The sequence below is a fragment of the Caulobacter sp. FWC26 genome, from assembly GCF_002742645.2.
GTDB lineage: Bacteria > Pseudomonadota > Alphaproteobacteria > Caulobacterales > Caulobacteraceae > Caulobacter.
Genome location: NZ_CP033875.1, coordinates 4,263,149 through 4,278,826 on the forward strand (window position 1 = coordinate 4,263,149; position 15,678 = coordinate 4,278,826).

Below are 15,678 nucleotides of genomic sequence, written 5' to 3' on the forward strand. Positions count from 1 at the left end.
GATCGCCGCCGTGACCAATCAAGCCGAGACACCCGAGGCTCCGCAAAAGAAGACCCTGCTGCAAACCCTCGCCTTCTTCGGCGAGCGGCGCAGTCTGGTGATGCTGGGCCTGGGCTTCGCCTCGGGTCTCCCGTTCATGCTCATCTTCGACACCCTGTCGCTTTGGCTGCGCGACGCGGGTCTGTCTTTGGCCGTGATCGGCTTTTTCAGCCTGGCGACCCTGTCGTTCTCCTTCAAGTTCCTGTGGGCCCCCCTGATCGACCGCACCACGGTGCCCGTTCTGCACCGGCTTCTGGGTCATCGCCGCGCCTGGATGCTGGTGTTCCAGACCGTGATGGTGCTGGGCCTCTGGACGATCTCGACCATGAACCCGCTCAACCAGCTAGGCTTCTTGGCGGCGGCGGCCGTGACGGTCGGTTTCGCCACCGCCTCGCACGATATCGTCATCGACGCCTGGCGCATCGAGGTCGCCAACGCGGAAGAGCAAGGCCCCATGGTCGTCGCTTACCAATGGGGCTACCGCGTCGCCATGATCGTCGCCGGGGCGGGACCGCTGCTGCTAGCCGAGCGGTTTGGCTGGAATCTATCCTATGCGGCGATGGGCCTGATCGTGGGCCTCGGCGTATTGGCCACGCTGTGCGCCCCGCGCGAGGCCGAGCACATCATCCGCCCGATCCCGACCGACGATGTCGAGCAGTCGAAGGCTCTAGAAGTCGTCGAATGGCTTGCACGGCTGGCCATCCTGCTGCTTGGCGCTCTGGCGCTTGGCTCAGGCTTGTCCGGCGACGCGACCCTGCTCTCCAAGCTCGTTGGCGGCGAAGCCCTGGCCGAGGCCTGGACCGCCAAGCCGAACGGCGTCTGGCTACAGTTGGTGGGCGTCGCGGTCGGCCTCGCCATCGTCGTAGTCGCCGCCTGGCCGATTCCAAAGGTCCGCACCAAGCCCGGCGTCTACATGTCCAAAGCGTTCGGCGAACCGCTGGGCGAGTTTCTGACCCGCTTTCACGGTGTGGCTGGCCTGATCCTGGCGGCGATCTGCGTCTATCGGGTCTCGGACTTCGTGCTGAACATCATGAATCCGTTCTACCGCGACATGGGCTTCACGCTCACCGAGATCGCCGAGATCCGGAAGGTGTTTGGCATCATCGCCTCGATGGCCGGCGTGTTCCTGGGCGGGGTGATCGTCGCGAGACTGGGTCTGATAAAGGCTCTGGTCATCGGGGCTTTCGCTCAGCCGCTCAGCAACCTGATGTTCGCGCTGCTGGCGATGAGCGGGCACAATACCGGGATGCTGTTCGCCTCGATCTGCCTGGACAACATCGCCGGCGGCATCGCGGGCACGGCGTTGATCGCCTACATGTCCAGCCTGACCAGTGCGGGCTTCACGGCCACGCAGTACGCGTTGTTCTCCTCGCTCTATGCCCTGCCCGGCAAGCTGATCGCCTCGCAGTCGGGGCGGATCGTAGAAGCGTCGGCCAAGGCGGCCGAGAGCGGCGGATTCACGGCGCCGCTCAAGGCCCTGTTCACCCGCCTGCCGCCCGAGAGCTTCACCGCCGCCGGCGCCAAACTGGGGGTCAGCGCGCCCGCCATGGCGGCCGGCTATACGGCCTTCTTCATCTACACGGCGCTGATCGGTGTGGTCGCGATAGTGCTGTCGTTCATGGTGGCGGCCCGCCAGGGAAAGACGCTGACGGCGTCTTAGAAGGCTTCTGGGGGGGGGGAAATGCCCTAAACCGCCAGACACACCACCTGCGCCACCCGCAGGTCGCGGCGCAGGCCGTCGGCGACACGACCGTAGTTCTCGGTGGTGATCGGTTCGCTGGGCGCGAATTCAGAGGCTGCGGGACGGCGGCGCGAACCGAGGACGGCCTTCAGGGTTTCGGGCGCGGTCGTGTAGATGCGGCCGCGACGGGGGGCCTCGGCCACCGTGACGCCGATCACCCGGCCGGCGCTGTCGAGAGCGGGCGCGCCGGAGAGGCCCGAAAGCGTGCCCTTCAGCGTATCGGTGCGGCCGACTTCGGCCCAGACCAGCACGGGCTCGGTGCGCGCGCCCCGGCCATGAACGACCAGGTTCTCCCGACCCAGCAGGCGCGAGGCGGCCTCGCCCGGATGGCCTTGGGGAAAACCAGGATGATAGGCCCGCGCGCCACGCCGCAGCGGCTGGTCGATACCCAGCGGAACGGCCGGCGCGCCGCCTTCGGTCGTCAGCACGGCGGCGTCGGCGCGGGTGTCGACATGGACCTTGGCGGCGACCCCGCGTCCGTCCGCCACCACGATCGCCGCCTGCTTGCAGCCGTCGACCACATGGCGAGCCGTCAGCCACACGCCGTCATCGCCGACCGAAAAGGCGGTTCCCGAACCCGGAGAGGGCTTGTCGGGCACCTGCACCACGATCGAGGGATCGAACGGCGAGGACGGCCCCAGCGGCAAGCCCTCCTCGCCCGGCACCGGCGGCGGTGGCGGTGGCGCGTCGGACCGTTCCTGACGACCGACAGCGACGATCACCAGGGCGCTGACCGCCGCAGCATAGACCAGCCAGTCGGGAAGCTTGGGGAAATGCACCGGACGACCTCCGGGCTCGATCTTATCAGCCGGCCACGGCCGCGGCCAGGATCAGGGCCACGCCCAGCTTGGCCCCGACCAGCAGGGCGGCGGCGGCCACCTCGCCCTCGTGGATCCGCTCGGGCAAGCCCTTGAGCAACATGTCGGTGATGCGGAACACCAGAAGCTGCACGGCGATGGTCGCCGCGCCCCAGATGACGATCTCGGTCACCGAGGTCGAGGCACGCAACGACACCGCCAGCGGGATGGCCAGGCCGACGAACACGCCGCCGAGCGAGAGCGCCGCCGCCGCATTGCCTTCACGGATCAGGGTGACTTCCTTGTGCGGGGTCAGCAGGGCGTAGAGCGTGGTGCCCAGGATCAGCATCACCAACGTCACGCTCGCATGTAGCAGGGTGACCGGAAAGCCGGTGGCGAAGGCCTGGACCTCGGGCGACTGAAGCTGGGACGGCATGGACGCAAATGACCCCGATGGACTGACAGCCCCCTGACTAACACGGGTCGGCAAGGCTTGCGTAGGGGGCGCCCGTCTCGCGAGAGCTGAGCCTTCATGCCCCGGCCGCCAACCGCATCAGGCCGCCTCGTCCTCGTCGTCGTCGGACAGCACGCCCGCCATCGCCGCCAGCGACAGCTTGCGCAGCGCCGAGGCGCGAACCTTTTCGCTTTCGCTCTTCAGCTGACCGCAGGCGGCGAGAATGTCGCGGCCGCGCGGGGTGCGGATCGGCGAGGAGTAGCCGGCCTTGTTGAGGATCGCGGCGAAGGCCTCGATCGTCGCCCAGTCCGAGCACTGGTAGTCGCTGCCCGGCCAGGGATTGAACGGGATCAGGTTGATCTTGGCCGGGATGCCCTTGATCAGCTTGACCAGGGCGCGCGCTTCCTCGGGACTGTCGTTGACGCCCTTCAGCATCACGTACTCGAAGGTCACGCGGCGGGCGTTGCTAAGGCCCGGATAGGCGCGGATGCCGGCCATCAGCTCGGCGATCGGGTACTTCTTGTTCAGCGGAACCAGGACGTCGCGCAGCGGGTCGTTGGTGGCGTGCAGGCTGATCGCCAGCATGGCCTGGGTGGTCGAGCCCAGCTTTTCCAGCATCGGCACCACGCCCGAGGTCGACACCGTGATCCGGCGACGGGAGATGGCGATGCCTTCGTTGTCGCTGATGATCTCGATGGCGTCGGCCACCTGGCCCAGATTGTAGAGCGGCTCGCCCATGCCCATGAACACGATGTTCGAGAGCTGGCGGTCTTCCTTGTCGGACGGCCATTCGGCCAGATCGTCCTTGGCCACCTGCACCTGGGCGACGATCTCGGCCGTGGTCAGGTTGCGGACCAGCGGCTGGGTGCCGGTGTGGCAGAAGCTGCAGTTCAGCGTGCAGCCGACCTGGCTGGACACGCAGAGGGCGCCGGCCCGGCCGACGCCGGGAATGTAGACGCTTTCGACCTCGATGCCCGGGGCCATGCGGATCAGCCACTTGCGGGTGCCGTCCTTGGACACCTGGCGCTCGACGATCTCGGGACGGGCGATGGTGAAGGCTTCGGCGAGACGCGCACGGGTCTCCTTGGCCACATCGCTCATGTCGGCGAAGTCAGTGACGCCGCGATGGTGGATCCAGCGGAAGATCTGGGTGGCCCGCATCTTGGCCTTGCCGTGCTCGACCACGCCGCTTTCGACCAGCGCCGCGACCAACTGCGGGCGCGTCAGGCCAGATAGGTTGACCGGCGGCTTGGAGACGGGTTGGGCGGGCGTCGTCTCGGACGAGACGCGCGACAGGTCGAGGGTGACGCTCAAGGGGGTGTCCGGATGGTCGGGGGTCGAGGCGGACATATAGCAGGTCCGGACCGGCTTATCAAAAAGGACGGCCCGGGCTGCAATCTCACACCTTGCGGAACCGGCTTCCCTGGCTGGCCATCAGGGCCAGGGCCCAGTCGTCGGGCACGAGCTTGGCGATGGCGGCGATGGCCTTGTTCGGCGCGCCGGGCACGCAGATCGAGCGGTTGGCCTCGGCGGCCTCGTAGCCGGCGGCGGCCACCTCGTCGGCCCCCAGCCACATCCACTCTGGCACACCCTGGCTGACCTGGGCGCGAGTGCCGTTCACGTCGTGGAACTCCGAATAGGTGAAGCCCGGGCACAAGGCGCTGACATGGACGCCCGTCTGCAGGTTTTCCAAGTGCAGGCTCTGGGAAAACTTCACCAGGAAGCTCTTGGTGGCGGCATAGAGCGTGTGGCCGGCCGCGCCGGGAACCAGGCCCGCCAGCGAGGCGACATTGACGATGCGTCCGAACCTGCGCTCGACCATGCCCGGCAGGACCTTGTGGCTCATCTCGCAGACGCTGGTCAGCATCAGCTGGAGAAACTTGGCCTGATCCTCCCAGCGGGTGGCGTCATAGGTCCCCGGCAAACCGTAGCCGGCGTTGTTGACCAAGGCGTCGATCTCTCGCCCCTGCTGGGCGACACCCGCCAGCACCGCGTCGACGCCGCCGGGCTCGGCGAGATCGGCGGGAAGGGCGTAGGCCTCGACGCCCGAGCGCAGCTTGATCTCGGCGGCCAGGCTCTCGAGCCGATCGGCCCGGCGCGCGGTGAGGGCCACGTCATAGCCGTGGCTGGCGTAGATGCGGGCGGAAGCGGCCCCGATGCCGGCGGAGGCGCCGGTGATCAGGGCGAGACGACGGGCCATGATGCGATGATCCGGTGGAAACTCCGCCGGAGTCGAGCACGGCCCGCGATTTGGTTCAAGCAACCCTCCAGGCGGCGGAGCGAAAGGGGCGCGCCGGAATGGCGAGGCGCGCCCCTTTCGGATCACGGCCGGGAGGGCGACGGCCGTGATCGTGGACGACGCCTCAGGCGGCCTGATCGAGTCCGCCGCGGGCGGCGCCGGCGACCCAGCGCGCAGCCGCCTTGGCGACGCGCTCGCCCAGCAGTCGCGCGGTCTCGCGGTCGCCGGCCGGCGGCGTGATTTCCGGCGAGGCGTTGTCGGACTGCGCGGCCAGGCCGATGAAGGAGCCGACGCGATTGATCGTGTCGGGGCCGCGCTCGGCGGCGGTGACGTTGGGCGGCGCCAGGCCCAGATTGATCCAGTTCATGCCGTGCTGCGCCGCCAGGATGGTCAGGCTGGCCAGCGCGTGGGCCTTGTCGCCGGCTAAGCTGTGCGAATTGGTGAAGCCGGCGGCCAGCTTGTCCTTCCAGGCGCCGGTGAAGAACGCGCTGGAGGTGGCGTCGGCGAACACTTTGAACACGCCCGACACGTCGCCCATATAGGTCGGCGCGCCGAAGACGACGGCGTCCGCAGCGGTAATCTGCTCGATCAGCGGCGCGAAGTCCTGGGCGGCGCTCTCGATCTTCAGCAGAACGGGTGTCTGGCCCGCGTCACGGACGCCTTCGGCGACCTTCTGAGCCAGAACTTCGGTATGGCCGTAGCCGGAATGGTAGGCGATGGCGACGGTGGTCATGGCAATCCCTCACGTTTGGAAACTGGATCGGTAGCGATTACGTAATGACGCTCCAAAGCGGCGCCAGGGGATTAGCCACAATCTTTGATGCAGTTTTTTGGGACCCGGGATCAGCCCGCCTGAAAGCGGCCCGTGCGTTTAGGCAAGCCCGTCCAAGAGGTCCGCGACCGTGATGCGGGAAAGCCTTTCAGCGGCGGCCTGGTCGGCGGAAAGGATCGCCGCGCGGACGGCGTCGGGGATCTTCTCCCCCACGGGACAACCCTTCACGCCCTTGGGCGCCACGCCCAGATGCGCGCAGCCGTTCACCGCCCGCAGGACGACATCGAGCGTGATGGTCTCGGCGGGTTTCAGCAACCAGGCGCCGCCATTGGCGCCCGCCCGCGCGCCGATCAGTCCCGCCTTGCCCAGCATGGCGGTCACCCGGCGCACCACGACAGGGTTGGTTGGCACGGAGGCGGCGAGTTCCGCGCTGGCCACGGCGCGATCCGGCGAGAACGCCGCCTTGTGCGCCAGATAGGCCAGGGCATGGGCCGCGACGGGAAATTTCTGACTGTCCGACATCTCAACCCGGGAACGTAAGGTGGCCGCCCGCGCGTTCAACCGAAAACTCGCCCGCTGCGGAAATCCTCAACGGCTTGGGGACCGCGTAATGCGACGCAGCGTGACGATTGAACCCGGCGCGGTTTGGGTGTATCGCGCCGCGCTTGATCGCGATATGGGTCGGCCAGCAGCGTTTTGCGAGGGCTCCCCGGAGGGATTGCATGGCTTCCGAAGCCCCCCACGCTTCCGCACCCGATTGTGCGCCCGCGTCTTCTGACATTCCACAACAGGATGGGGCCCCGCCGAACGGCAATGGGCATGACCTGAAGGGACACGGCTTCTTCGCCCTGGCGCTGGGCTCGGTCGGCGTGGTGTTCGGCGACATCGGCACCAGCCCGCTCTACGCGTTCAAGGAAGCCTTGGCCGCAGCCGCCCACGACGGCGTCACCCGATCCGAGATCTTCGGCGTGGTCTCGCTGGCGCTGTGGGCGATGTTCCTGATCGTGACGATCAAATACGTCGTCTTTATCATGCGCGCCGACAACAAGGGCGAAGGCGGCGTGCTGTCGCTGATGGCCCTGGCCCAACACGCCATGGGCCGGCGGACCGCTCTGGTGTTCGCCCTGGGCGTCGCCGGCGCGGCGCTGTTCTATGGCGACGCGGTAATCACGCCGGCCATGTCGGTTCTGTCCGCGGTGGAAGGCCTTCGCACCATTCCCGCGCTCGAGCATAGCGTGACCAACGAGGTCGTCCTGCTGATCGCCACGGTCATGCTGCTGGGCCTGTTCTTCATCCAGAGCCGCGGCACGGCCTCGGTGGGCAAGCTGTTTGGCCCGGTCTGCGCGCTTTGGTTTGGCGTGATGTTCGCGCTGGGGCTCATGAACCTGGCGAGCAACCCCGGCATCCTGATGGCGGTCAACCCGTACTACGCGGTCAAGTTCCTGGCTGAGCACGGCCTCACGGGCTTCATCGTCCTGGGCGCGGTGTTCCTCACCGTGACGGGCGTCGAGGCCCTGACCGCCGACATGGGTCATTTCGGGCGCTGGCCGATCCAGGCCGCCTGGCTGTTCTTCGTTCTGCCGTGCCTGGCCATGAACTATCTGGGCCAAGGCGCCTTCGCCCTCAGCACGCTGCAGGCGGCGGAAGCCGCCGGTAAGGCGATGCCGGAGGTTAACTGGTTCTTCGAAATGGCGCCTGAAGCCGCACGCCTGCCGCTGGTGCTGCTGGCCGGCGCGGCGACCGTGATCGCCAGCCAGGCGGTCATCACCGGCGCGTTCTCGCTGACCCAGCAGGCCATCCAGCTGGGCCTGCTGCCGCGCCTGGACGTGCGCCGCACGTCCGAAACCCAGTCGGGCCAGATCTTCGTGCCCCAGCTCAACACCATGCTGCTGGTCGGCGTGCTGGCCATCATGTTCACCTTCCAGACGTCTTCGGCCCTGGCCCACGCCTATGGCCTGGCCGTGACCGGCACGATGATCGTGACCACCTGCATGGCCTTCATCGTCATGCGCAAACTGTGGAAATGGAGCATGCCGATGGCGCTGCTCTTCCTCGTGCCGTTCCTGACGCTGGACATCACCTTCCTCAGCGCCAACGCCCTGCGCTTCTTCTCGGGCGGCTGGCTGCCCGTGCTGATCGGCGCGGCGCTGTTCACGATCATGGCCACCTGGGTGCGCGGCAGCCAGATCCTGACCGACAAGACCCGCCGCGACAGCCTGCCCGTCGCCGATCTGATGGACATCCTGCGTGCCCGCGCTCCGCATCGCGCCCCCGGCACGGCGATCTTCCTGACCTCCGACCCCGACATGACGCCGGTGGCGCTGATGCACAACCTCAAGCACAACAAGGTGCTGCACGAGCGCAACGTGATCCTGACGGTCCGCACGGCCGAGACGCCGCGCGTCGCCGAGGAGGACCGTGTGAAGATCGAGAAGGTCAACGACGACTTCAAGAAGGTCATCGTCAACTACGGCTTCATGGAAAGTCCCAACATTCCCAAGGCTCTAGCCGTGTGCCGCAAGCAGGGCCTGAAGTTCGACATCATGGCCACCAGCTTCTTCCTCGGCCGCCGCTCGATCGTGCCATCGGCCAATTCCGGCATGCCGATGTGGCAGGATCGCCTATTCATCTACCTGATGAAGAACGCCGCCAACCCGACCGACTTCTTCAAGATCCCGCCCGGCCGCGTGGTCGAGTTGGGCGCCCAAGTGACGGTGTAGGCGATGGAAACGGCGCTGCGTATCCTTGGCGATGGTCTGTCGATCGCCGCCCTGACCATCATCGCCACCACCGCTCATGGCGCCTGGCAACGCATTCCGGCCGGCGCCAGCGTGCCGATCGTCTGGACCCGCGAGGGAAAGCCCGCGCTTCGGTTCAACAAGGCCGCGGGCCTGCTCTGGATTCCCATCGCGTCCATGGCGATCATCTTCGCCTTCACCCTATCGGGAACAACGTTCCGGGCTGAAGGGCTGGACGCAGTGATGGTGTTCTGCGTGCGCGCCACCCTCGGCGCCGTGCTGGCCATGGCTCAGCTTTTCCACCTGCGCTCGGTCATGAAGACGTTGCAGGACGAGGGCCAGATCTAGAGCCCCTATTAACGCTTGACCCGCGCGGTCTTTCGCCGTTGAAGGCGCGCGACTTTGTGTTTCTCTCCGAAAGGACCCTCTCATGGCCGACAAGCCCGTGAAGAAGGTCGTGCTCGCCTATTCGGGCGGTCTCGACACCTCGATCATCCTCAAGTGGCTGCAGACCGAGCATAATGCCGAGGTCGTGACCTTCACCGCCGACCTTGGTCAGGGCGAAGAGATCGAACCGGCCCGCGCCAAGGCCCTGGCGGCCGGCGTGAAGCCCGAAAACATCTTCATCGAGGACGTCCGCGAAGAGTTCGTGCGCGACTACGTCTTCCCGATGTTCCGCGCCAACACCGTCTATGAGGGCCAGTACCTGCTAGGCACCTCGATCGCTCGTCCGCTGATCGCCAAGAAGCAGATCGAGATCGCCCGCAAGACCGGCGCCGACGCCGTCAGCCACGGCGCCACCGGCAAGGGCAACGATCAGGTCCGTTTCGAGCTCGGCTATTACGGCCTCGAGCCCGACATCACCGTGATCGCCCCCTGGCGCGAGTGGGACTTCAAGTCCCGCGAGGCGCTGCTGGACTTTGCCGAGAAGCACCAGATCCAGATCACCAAGGACAAGCGCGGCGAGGCGCCGTTCAGCGTCGACGCCAACCTGCTGCACTCCTCGTCCGAGGGTAAGGTCCTGGAAGACCCGGCGGTCGAGGCCCCCGAGTTCGTCCACATGCGCACGATCGCGCCCGAGGACGCGCCGGACAAGCCGACCATCATCACCATCGACTTCGAGAAGGGCGACCCGGTCGCCATCGACGGTGTTGCGATGAGCCCGGCCACCCTGCTGACCAAGCTGAACGAGCTGGGCCGCGACAACGGGATCGGTCGCCTCGACCTGGTCGAGAACCGCTTCGTCGGCATGAAGTCGCGCGGCGTCTACGAGACCCCGGGCGGCACCATCCTGCTGGCCGCTCACCGCGGCATCGAGAGCATCACGCTGGACCGCGGCGCCATGCACCTGAAGGACGAACTGATGCCGAAGTACGCCACGCTGGTGTACAACGGCTTCTGGTTCACCCCCGAGCGCGAGATGCTGCAGGCGGCCATCGACTACAGCCAGCAGAAGGTCACCGGCCAAGTGCGCGTGAAGCTCTACAAGGGCAATGTCACCGTCATCGGCCGCAGCAGCCCCTACTCGCTGTACGACCAGGATTTGGTCACCTTCGAGGAAGGCAAGGTCGCCTACGACCACCGCGACGCCGGCGGCTTCATCAAGCTGAACGCCCTTCGCCTGCGGGTCCTGGCCAAGCGGGACAAGCGCGGCTAGGCGGGTTAAAGCCAAACGATCAAAGGGCGTCGCGGGGAAACTCGCGGCGCCTTTTTCATTTGGTCCAAGATGGCCGGCTCTCTCGCGCCAGGAGAGAGCGTTTTTGGCTCTCACACCCGGTTGTACGGATACCGGTCCCGGATCAGCCGCTGGAAGAACCGGCCCTTGGAAGGCGCGCGAAAGAAGGCCCGGCTGACGCGCTCGGGAACGCCGACATAGACGTATTCATCGCCGTCCTGGAACGTGACGAACAGCTTGCCGTGTTCAGGGGTGTAGTCGATCGCTCGGATCGCGGCAGAGTCCACATGCATGGCTTACGAAGCCTCCGCAAAGGGGATCGTTCAGTCTAGGAGCGAACGAAACCCGGCCGGGTTCCCGGCGTGCGCGGCTCCATAGACCGCCGAACGCCGCGTGCATACTCAGGGCGAATACGAATAGTCTGGCTGTGAGGCGGTCCGGGGAGGCCGCCAGGAGGAAGCGGAAACATGACTCAATCGCACGCGCTGGTGGCCATCGTCACCCTGGTCTCCTTGCTGGTCTATGTCTGGATGATCTTCAGGATCGGCGGCGCCCGCCGTCGCACCGGCATCGACGCGCCGGCCATGACCGGCGATCCGGAGCTGGAGCGCCATCTGCGGGTGCAGGCCAACACCGTCGAGTGGCTGGTGATCTACCTGCCCTCGCTGTGGCTGTTCGCGATCTACTGGAACGACCTGTTCGCCGCCGCGGCCGGCGTGGTCTGGATCATCGGCCGCATCCTGTACGCCCTCGGCTACGCCGCCGACGCCAAGAAGCGCGAGCTGGGCTTCATCATCCAGATGCTGGCCACGGCGGTGCTGCTGTTCGGCGCCCTGGGGCGGGCGATCTATGTCTACGCCGTCGTCGGCGCCTAGAGCTCACGACCTGACTGCGCCAGACCGTAAGTTCTGGTCTTCTGTTCTGGCGCATTTTTCTTCACGCGAACCGGGGCCCCTTGGCTCGAAAAAGACTCTAGCTTTGCTTGGTGGTCCGTGGCGCAGCGGCCTATATCCGCGCCATGGACCACCTGCCCGTCGATCCCGCCCGCTACGGCGCCTTTCTGGTCGCCATGTTCGTCATGGCCATCACGCCGGGGCCGGCGAATCTGTTCGCGATCGCCACCGGGATGGAACGCGGCAAGACTGCGGCTCTGCTGGGCGTGGTCGGGATGAACACCGCCACCCTGGTCTGGTTCGCCTGCTCGGCCCTGGGCCTCGGCGCCCTGATCATCGCCTTCCCGAAGGCGTTTCACATCCTGGCGCTGGCCGGCGCGGCCTATCTGGTCTGGCTGGGCTTGAAATCCCTGTGGGCCGGAATCAGGAACCTCGAAAGCCACGCCTCGGCCACCGTTCGAGCAAGCCGCTCGGCCTTCTTCGACGGCTTCATGGTGCAGATCGCCAATCCAAAGATCCTGCTGTTCTTTTCGGCCGTGCTGCCGCCGTTTCTGGATGTCGACCGCCCGCTCGTTCCGCAGCTGATCATGTTCGCCTGCGCCACCATCGGCATGGACCTGTTCAGCATGTCGGCCTACGGCGTCGGCGGCGCGGCGCTATCGAGCCGGATGAACGAACCGGGCTTCCGGCGCGGCTTTGCGATCCTGGTCGGCGTGCTGCTGATCACCGCCGCCGTACTGATCGTTTCGCGCGGCTAAGTTTCCGCCATGTGGCAATGCGGCCTTGGCGAAACCACAAAGCCCAGCCAGAGTTGACTCTAGCATCCAAGGACTCCGCGTGAAGGAGCACGTCATGTCGATCAAGAAGGCCGCCCTCGCCGCAGCCCTGGTGGTGGCCGCAGGTCTCGCCGCCTGCGCCACCCCAACGCCGTATCAGCCCCGCATCACCTCAGGCGCCGTCACCGGCGGCTTCTCCGAGCAGAAGCTGGAGGGCGACCGCTTCCGCGTGTCGTTCGCCGGCAACAGCCTGACCTCGCGTGAGACCGTTGAGCGTTATCTGCTGTACCGCGCGGCCGAGCTCACCGTGCAGCAAGGCTATGACTGGTTCGAGACGGCCGACCACCGCACCGATCGCACCGCCCGTAGCTATGTGGAGTCCGACCCGTTCGCGCGGCCGGGCTTCGGATGGGGCTATCCGTACGGCTACTGGCGCCCGGCGTGGCGCTATTACGGCCCGGCTTTCGGCTGGCGCACCTGGGACCCCTTCTGGGGTGACCCCTTCTTCGCCGACCGCGCCCAGATCCGCACGGTGGAGAAGTTCGAAGCCGGCGCTGAGATCGTCATGCACAAGGGCCAGAAGCCGCAAGGCGACCCGCGCGCCTACGACGCTCGTGAGATCATGGCCAACCTGGCCGGCTCGATCGTGCGGCCGGAGGCGAAATAAGAAGGGGGCCAGAAGGCCCCCTCCACCGCCGTTCGGCGGTCCCCCTCCCCCCAAAGGGGGAGGAAGGATAACTCTTCCGCCCCCTTTGGGGGCGGACGACCGCGAAGCGGTAAGGTGGGGGCGAGTGATCGCCCGTCTTCCTTTACCGCGGCGCCATGCGGATACCGCCGTCGAGGCGCACGTCCTCGCCGTTGAAGTAGCCGCAGGTGATCATGGTGACCGCCAGCTGGGCGTATTCTTCCGGATTGCCCAGGCGCTTGGGGAACGGCACCGAAGCGGCCAGACCCGCCTTTACCGCTTCCGGCGCGCCGTTCATCAACGGGGTGTTGAAGATGCCCGGCAGGATGGTGTTGACGCGGATGCCCTCGCCCATCAGGTCGCGGGCGATCGGCAAGGTCATGCCCACCACGCCGCCCTTGCTGGCCGAATAGGCCGCTTGGCCCATCTGGCCATCCTCGGCCGCGACCGAAGCGGTGTTGACGATCGCGCCGCGCTCGCCGTCTTCCAGCGGCTCGAGATCCAGCATGCCCTTGGCCGACTTGGCGATGCAGCGGAACGTGCCCACCAAGTTGATCTGGATGATGCGGTCGAAGGCGTCGAGCGGGAAGTGCTTGGTCTCGCCGGTGGCCTTGTCGCGGCTGGCGGTCTTGGCCGCATTGCCGGTGCCAGCGCAGTTGACGAGAATGCGCTCCTGGCCGTGGGCGGCGCGAGCCTTTTCGAAGCCGGCGTCGACATCGGCGTCGCTGGTCACATTGACCTTGCAGAAAACGCCACCGATGTCCTTGGCGACCTCTTCGCCACGCGCTTCGTTCATGTCGAAGATGGCGACCTTGACCCCTTGGGCGGCCAGAGCGCGGGCGGTGGCCTCGCCGAGGCCCGAGGCGCCCCCAGTGACGACGGCGGCGACGGTGTTGTCGAGCTTCATGAACGTTTCCCTTGTTCTTCGCGTTTGCGGCGATCCCGGCTAGGATCAAATTGGACAAGAGGTTTAAACCGATGAGCCGCGACGCCAAACCGTCCCCCGACGTAAACGTCAACGAGGTGCTGGATCCTGCCAAGGCGCTGGTCCCGGCCACCGTGCGCGTAAACGAGGAGAAGGTCCGCGAGGGCTTCCTGCCCAAAATCCGCCGGGTGGCCGCCAAGGTCCCCTTCGCAGCCGACGCCCTGTCGGTCTGGTGGTGCGCCCGCGACCCCGAGACCCCGGCCGCCGCCAAGGGCATGATGCTGGCGGCCCTGGCCTATTTCGTCCTGCCCACCGATGCGATTCCCGACGTGCTGCCGGCCATTGGATTCACCGACGACGCCGCAGTGATCGCGGCCCTGGTGGCGATCCTGGGCAAGACGCTGAAACCCCGCCACAAGGACGCCGCCAAGGCGTTCCTCGCGCGCCTGTCCAACGACGGCTGAGGAAGACGATGTCTCTGATCGCGATCGGCCTCGCCGCCAGCCTCAGCCTCGCGGCCGTCCCAGCCGACGCTGAGGAGAAGGCCGTGTTGGCCACGACCCAGGCCTTTTTCGACGGTCTGGAAGCTGGTGACCCAGCGGCGATGCGCGCAGCCGCCCTGCCCAACATCCCGATGATGGCTCTGTCGACGAAGTCTGACGGGACCGTCGATGTTCGCCGCTTCGCCTTCGAGGATAGCTTCGGCAAAAAGGTCGCGCCCGGACTGAAGGAATGGATGTGGTCGCCGGTCGTCGCTCGGCGCGGGGCCTTGGCGACAGTGACCGGACCGTTCGAGATTACGCGGGACGGCAAGACGGTCCATTGCGGCGTCAACGTCTTCACCCTGGCCAAGATCGAAGGCGCCTGGAAGGTCGCCAGCGTCAGTTGGACCGCCGAGCCCGAGGCCTGCCCGGAGCTCCGGAAGCGTTAACCCACGCGGAAGGTCAACACCGCCCCGTCCCAGTGGGCGTCTTGGCGCTCTTCCTCAACGAGATCCCGCACGCCCGGATAAGATTCGGCCGCCCGACGCCAGAACGCCCGAGCGCCGGCGTTGCGGCGAACGGTCGCCGCTTCCCAAACACCCCAGGCCGAGCCGAACAGCGCATGGGCCGCCGCCAAGCCAACGCCCCGGCGACGATGCTTGCGGACCACGAAGAATTCGGCCACCGCCCGGTCGATCGGCGTTGGTGAGTGAGCGATGTCGTTGACGAGGGCGAACCCCACCGGCAGGCCCCCGATCCGAAACAACCAGGCCTCGTGGCTCGGATCGCGCCAGTAGGCCTCAAGCCCGGGATAGTCCGAGTAGCGACCGTCCGGGCCCAGCTCCCCCTCGACCTCGCGGTCGAACCACAGTTCCGAGAAGTCGTGGATATAGAACTGCATGAGATTGGCGATGATCCCCGCCTCATCGGCGCTGGCTCGCGAGACGATTAGGCCCGCGCTCACCAGTAGGCCTCCATGATCGCCTTGGCCCAGGCAGGTTCGCGGACCGCGCCGCGCGGCGCAAAGCCGCTCATCACCGGCTTGATGTCGAGCACAGGCGTGCCGTCGATGGCGTCCAGCCCGCGCACCTCCAGCACCCGACCCGCGACCGAGACGACCTCGCAGATTGTGACGCCGATGCGGTTGGGCCGGTTCTTGCCGCGCTGGGCGAAGATGCCGACGCGCGGCCAAGCCGTGTTGCCGCGCGGGTGACGGGCGCCGGTGATGATCTGGTCGTCGCCGACCTTGTCAAACACGAACACCACCTCCGCATGGCTGAAAGCCTCGAGCCCCTGCAGCGCCTCGTCGTCGAAGTGCGCCGGATCCAGCACGATGCGCGCCAGACTTGCGCCCCAGTCATCATCCTCTGGCTCGGGCCTACCACCTTCGACCCGACCAATGGGCGTCATGACGATCGACATCTGATCCCTCCCGACACGGAGCGGTTGTCGTAGGCGAAAG

Annotated in this window: 20 protein-coding genes; 10 read left to right on the forward strand and 10 right to left on the reverse strand. The window is 66.7% G+C overall.

Going from position 1 to position 15,678, the window contains the following annotated elements; genetic code table 11:
* Positions 1 to 10: 10 nt before the first annotated feature.
* Positions 11 to 1,699, forward strand: coding sequence for an MFS transporter (locus CSW63_RS21925; RefSeq protein WP_062097902.1), 1,689 nt, complete (start codon positions 11 to 13; stop codon positions 1,697 to 1,699).
* A 26-nt stretch (positions 1,700 to 1,725) separates the two neighbouring features.
* Here the strand turns inward: CSW63_RS21925 and CSW63_RS21930 are convergent, their stop codons facing one another.
* From CSW63_RS21930 to CSW63_RS21955, 6 genes are all read right to left on the reverse strand, one after another.
* Entirely contained in the window at positions 1,726 to 2,559 is an 834-nt protein-coding gene (locus tag CSW63_RS21930) for a serine protease (RefSeq protein WP_062097900.1), read from the reverse strand.
* Between the two features lie 25 nt (positions 2,560 to 2,584).
* Entirely contained in the window at positions 2,585 to 3,013 is a 429-nt protein-coding gene (locus CSW63_RS21935) for a DUF350 domain-containing protein (RefSeq protein WP_062097898.1), read from the reverse strand.
* Between the two features lie 117 nt (positions 3,014 to 3,130).
* Positions 3,131 to 4,345, reverse strand: coding sequence for a 23S rRNA (adenine(2503)-C(2))-methyltransferase RlmN (rlmN, locus tag CSW63_RS21940; RefSeq protein ID WP_062097947.1), 1,215 nt, complete (start codon positions 4,343 to 4,345; stop codon positions 3,131 to 3,133).
* A gap of 85 nt (positions 4,346 to 4,430) precedes the next feature.
* Positions 4,431 to 5,231, reverse strand: a complete 801-nt coding sequence (locus tag CSW63_RS21945; RefSeq protein WP_062097897.1) for an SDR family oxidoreductase — start codon at positions 5,229 to 5,231, stop codon at positions 4,431 to 4,433.
* A gap of 163 nt (positions 5,232 to 5,394) precedes the next feature.
* Positions 5,395 to 6,003, reverse strand: coding sequence for a flavodoxin family protein (locus tag CSW63_RS21950; protein WP_099502973.1), 609 nt, complete (start codon positions 6,001 to 6,003; stop codon positions 5,395 to 5,397).
* 138 nt (positions 6,004 to 6,141) lie between these two features.
* Positions 6,142 to 6,564 carry an Rrf2 family transcriptional regulator gene (locus CSW63_RS21955; protein WP_062097895.1) on the reverse strand — a complete coding sequence of 141 codons (423 nt, stop codon included), beginning with the start codon at positions 6,562 to 6,564 and terminating at the stop codon, positions 6,142 to 6,144.
* 200 nt (positions 6,565 to 6,764) lie between these two features.
* On the opposite strand from CSW63_RS21955, the gene CSW63_RS21960 reads away from it, so the two are divergent.
* From CSW63_RS21960 to CSW63_RS21970, 3 genes are all read left to right on the forward strand, one after another.
* On the forward strand, positions 6,765 to 8,762 hold the full coding sequence (locus CSW63_RS21960) for a potassium transporter Kup (protein WP_062097894.1): 1,998 nt from the start codon (positions 6,765 to 6,767) through the stop codon (positions 8,760 to 8,762).
* A gap of 3 nt (positions 8,763 to 8,765) precedes the next feature.
* Complete coding sequence (locus CSW63_RS21965; RefSeq protein ID WP_062097893.1) at positions 8,766 to 9,128, forward strand: hypothetical protein; 363 nt, start codon at positions 8,766 to 8,768, stop codon at positions 9,126 to 9,128.
* Positions 9,129 to 9,210: 82 nt separating this feature from the next.
* Positions 9,211 to 10,437, forward strand: a complete 1,227-nt coding sequence (locus tag CSW63_RS21970) for an argininosuccinate synthase (RefSeq protein ID WP_062097892.1) — start codon at positions 9,211 to 9,213, stop codon at positions 10,435 to 10,437.
* A gap of 110 nt (positions 10,438 to 10,547) precedes the next feature.
* Here the strand turns inward: CSW63_RS21970 and CSW63_RS21975 are convergent, their stop codons facing one another.
* Positions 10,548 to 10,748, reverse strand: a complete 201-nt coding sequence (locus tag CSW63_RS21975; RefSeq protein WP_062097891.1) for a KTSC domain-containing protein — start codon at positions 10,746 to 10,748, stop codon at positions 10,548 to 10,550.
* Positions 10,749 to 10,922: 174 nt separating this feature from the next.
* Here CSW63_RS21975 and CSW63_RS21980 point away from each other — a divergent pair, with 174 nt between their 5' ends.
* The 4 genes from CSW63_RS21980 to CSW63_RS24250 all read left to right on the forward strand — a co-directional run bounded on the left by CSW63_RS21980 (position 10,923) and on the right by CSW63_RS24250 (position 12,862).
* Positions 10,923 to 11,330, forward strand: a complete 408-nt coding sequence (locus CSW63_RS21980) for an MAPEG family protein (protein WP_062097889.1) — start codon at positions 10,923 to 10,925, stop codon at positions 11,328 to 11,330.
* 107 nt (positions 11,331 to 11,437) lie between these two features.
* On the forward strand, positions 11,438 to 12,106 hold the full coding sequence (locus CSW63_RS21985; protein WP_062097887.1) for a LysE family translocator: 669 nt from the start codon (positions 11,438 to 11,440) through the stop codon (positions 12,104 to 12,106).
* Positions 12,107 to 12,200: 94 nt separating this feature from the next.
* The gene (locus tag CSW63_RS21990) at positions 12,201 to 12,791 is read left to right on the forward strand and encodes a hypothetical protein (protein ID WP_168193715.1); all 591 of its coding nucleotides are present in this window, start codon (positions 12,201 to 12,203) and stop codon (positions 12,789 to 12,791) included.
* The gene (locus CSW63_RS24250; RefSeq protein WP_371415252.1) at positions 12,788 to 12,862 is read left to right on the forward strand and encodes a hypothetical protein; all 75 of its coding nucleotides are present in this window, start codon (positions 12,788 to 12,790) and stop codon (positions 12,860 to 12,862) included. Before CSW63_RS21990 ends, CSW63_RS24250 begins: the two co-directional genes overlap by 4 nt.
* A gap of 71 nt (positions 12,863 to 12,933) precedes the next feature.
* Here the strand turns inward: CSW63_RS24250 and CSW63_RS21995 are convergent, their stop codons facing one another.
* The gene (locus CSW63_RS21995) at positions 12,934 to 13,716 is read right to left on the reverse strand and encodes an SDR family NAD(P)-dependent oxidoreductase (RefSeq protein ID WP_062095981.1); all 783 of its coding nucleotides are present in this window, start codon (positions 13,714 to 13,716) and stop codon (positions 12,934 to 12,936) included.
* Between the two features lie 71 nt (positions 13,717 to 13,787).
* Here CSW63_RS21995 and CSW63_RS22000 point away from each other — a divergent pair, with 71 nt between their 5' ends.
* Both CSW63_RS22000 and CSW63_RS22005 read left to right on the forward strand, forming a co-directional pair.
* The gene (locus tag CSW63_RS22000) at positions 13,788 to 14,198 is read left to right on the forward strand and encodes a YkvA family protein (RefSeq protein WP_062095985.1); all 411 of its coding nucleotides are present in this window, start codon (positions 13,788 to 13,790) and stop codon (positions 14,196 to 14,198) included.
* 8 nt (positions 14,199 to 14,206) lie between these two features.
* On the forward strand, positions 14,207 to 14,665 hold the full coding sequence (locus CSW63_RS22005; RefSeq protein ID WP_062095987.1) for a hypothetical protein: 459 nt from the start codon (positions 14,207 to 14,209) through the stop codon (positions 14,663 to 14,665).
* On the opposite strand, the gene CSW63_RS22010 is transcribed toward CSW63_RS22005, so the two are convergent.
* A complete protein-coding gene (locus tag CSW63_RS22010; protein WP_062095989.1) occupies positions 14,662 to 15,180 on the reverse strand; it encodes a GNAT family N-acetyltransferase in 519 nt (172 codons plus the stop codon). The two genes, CSW63_RS22005 and CSW63_RS22010, sit on opposite strands and share 4 nt — an antisense overlap.
* Positions 15,177 to 15,638, reverse strand: a complete 462-nt coding sequence (locus CSW63_RS22015; RefSeq protein WP_062095991.1) for an SAM-dependent methyltransferase — start codon at positions 15,636 to 15,638, stop codon at positions 15,177 to 15,179. The genes CSW63_RS22010 and CSW63_RS22015 overlap by 4 nt, the downstream gene beginning before the upstream one ends.
* Positions 15,639 to 15,678: the final 40 nt, after the last annotated feature.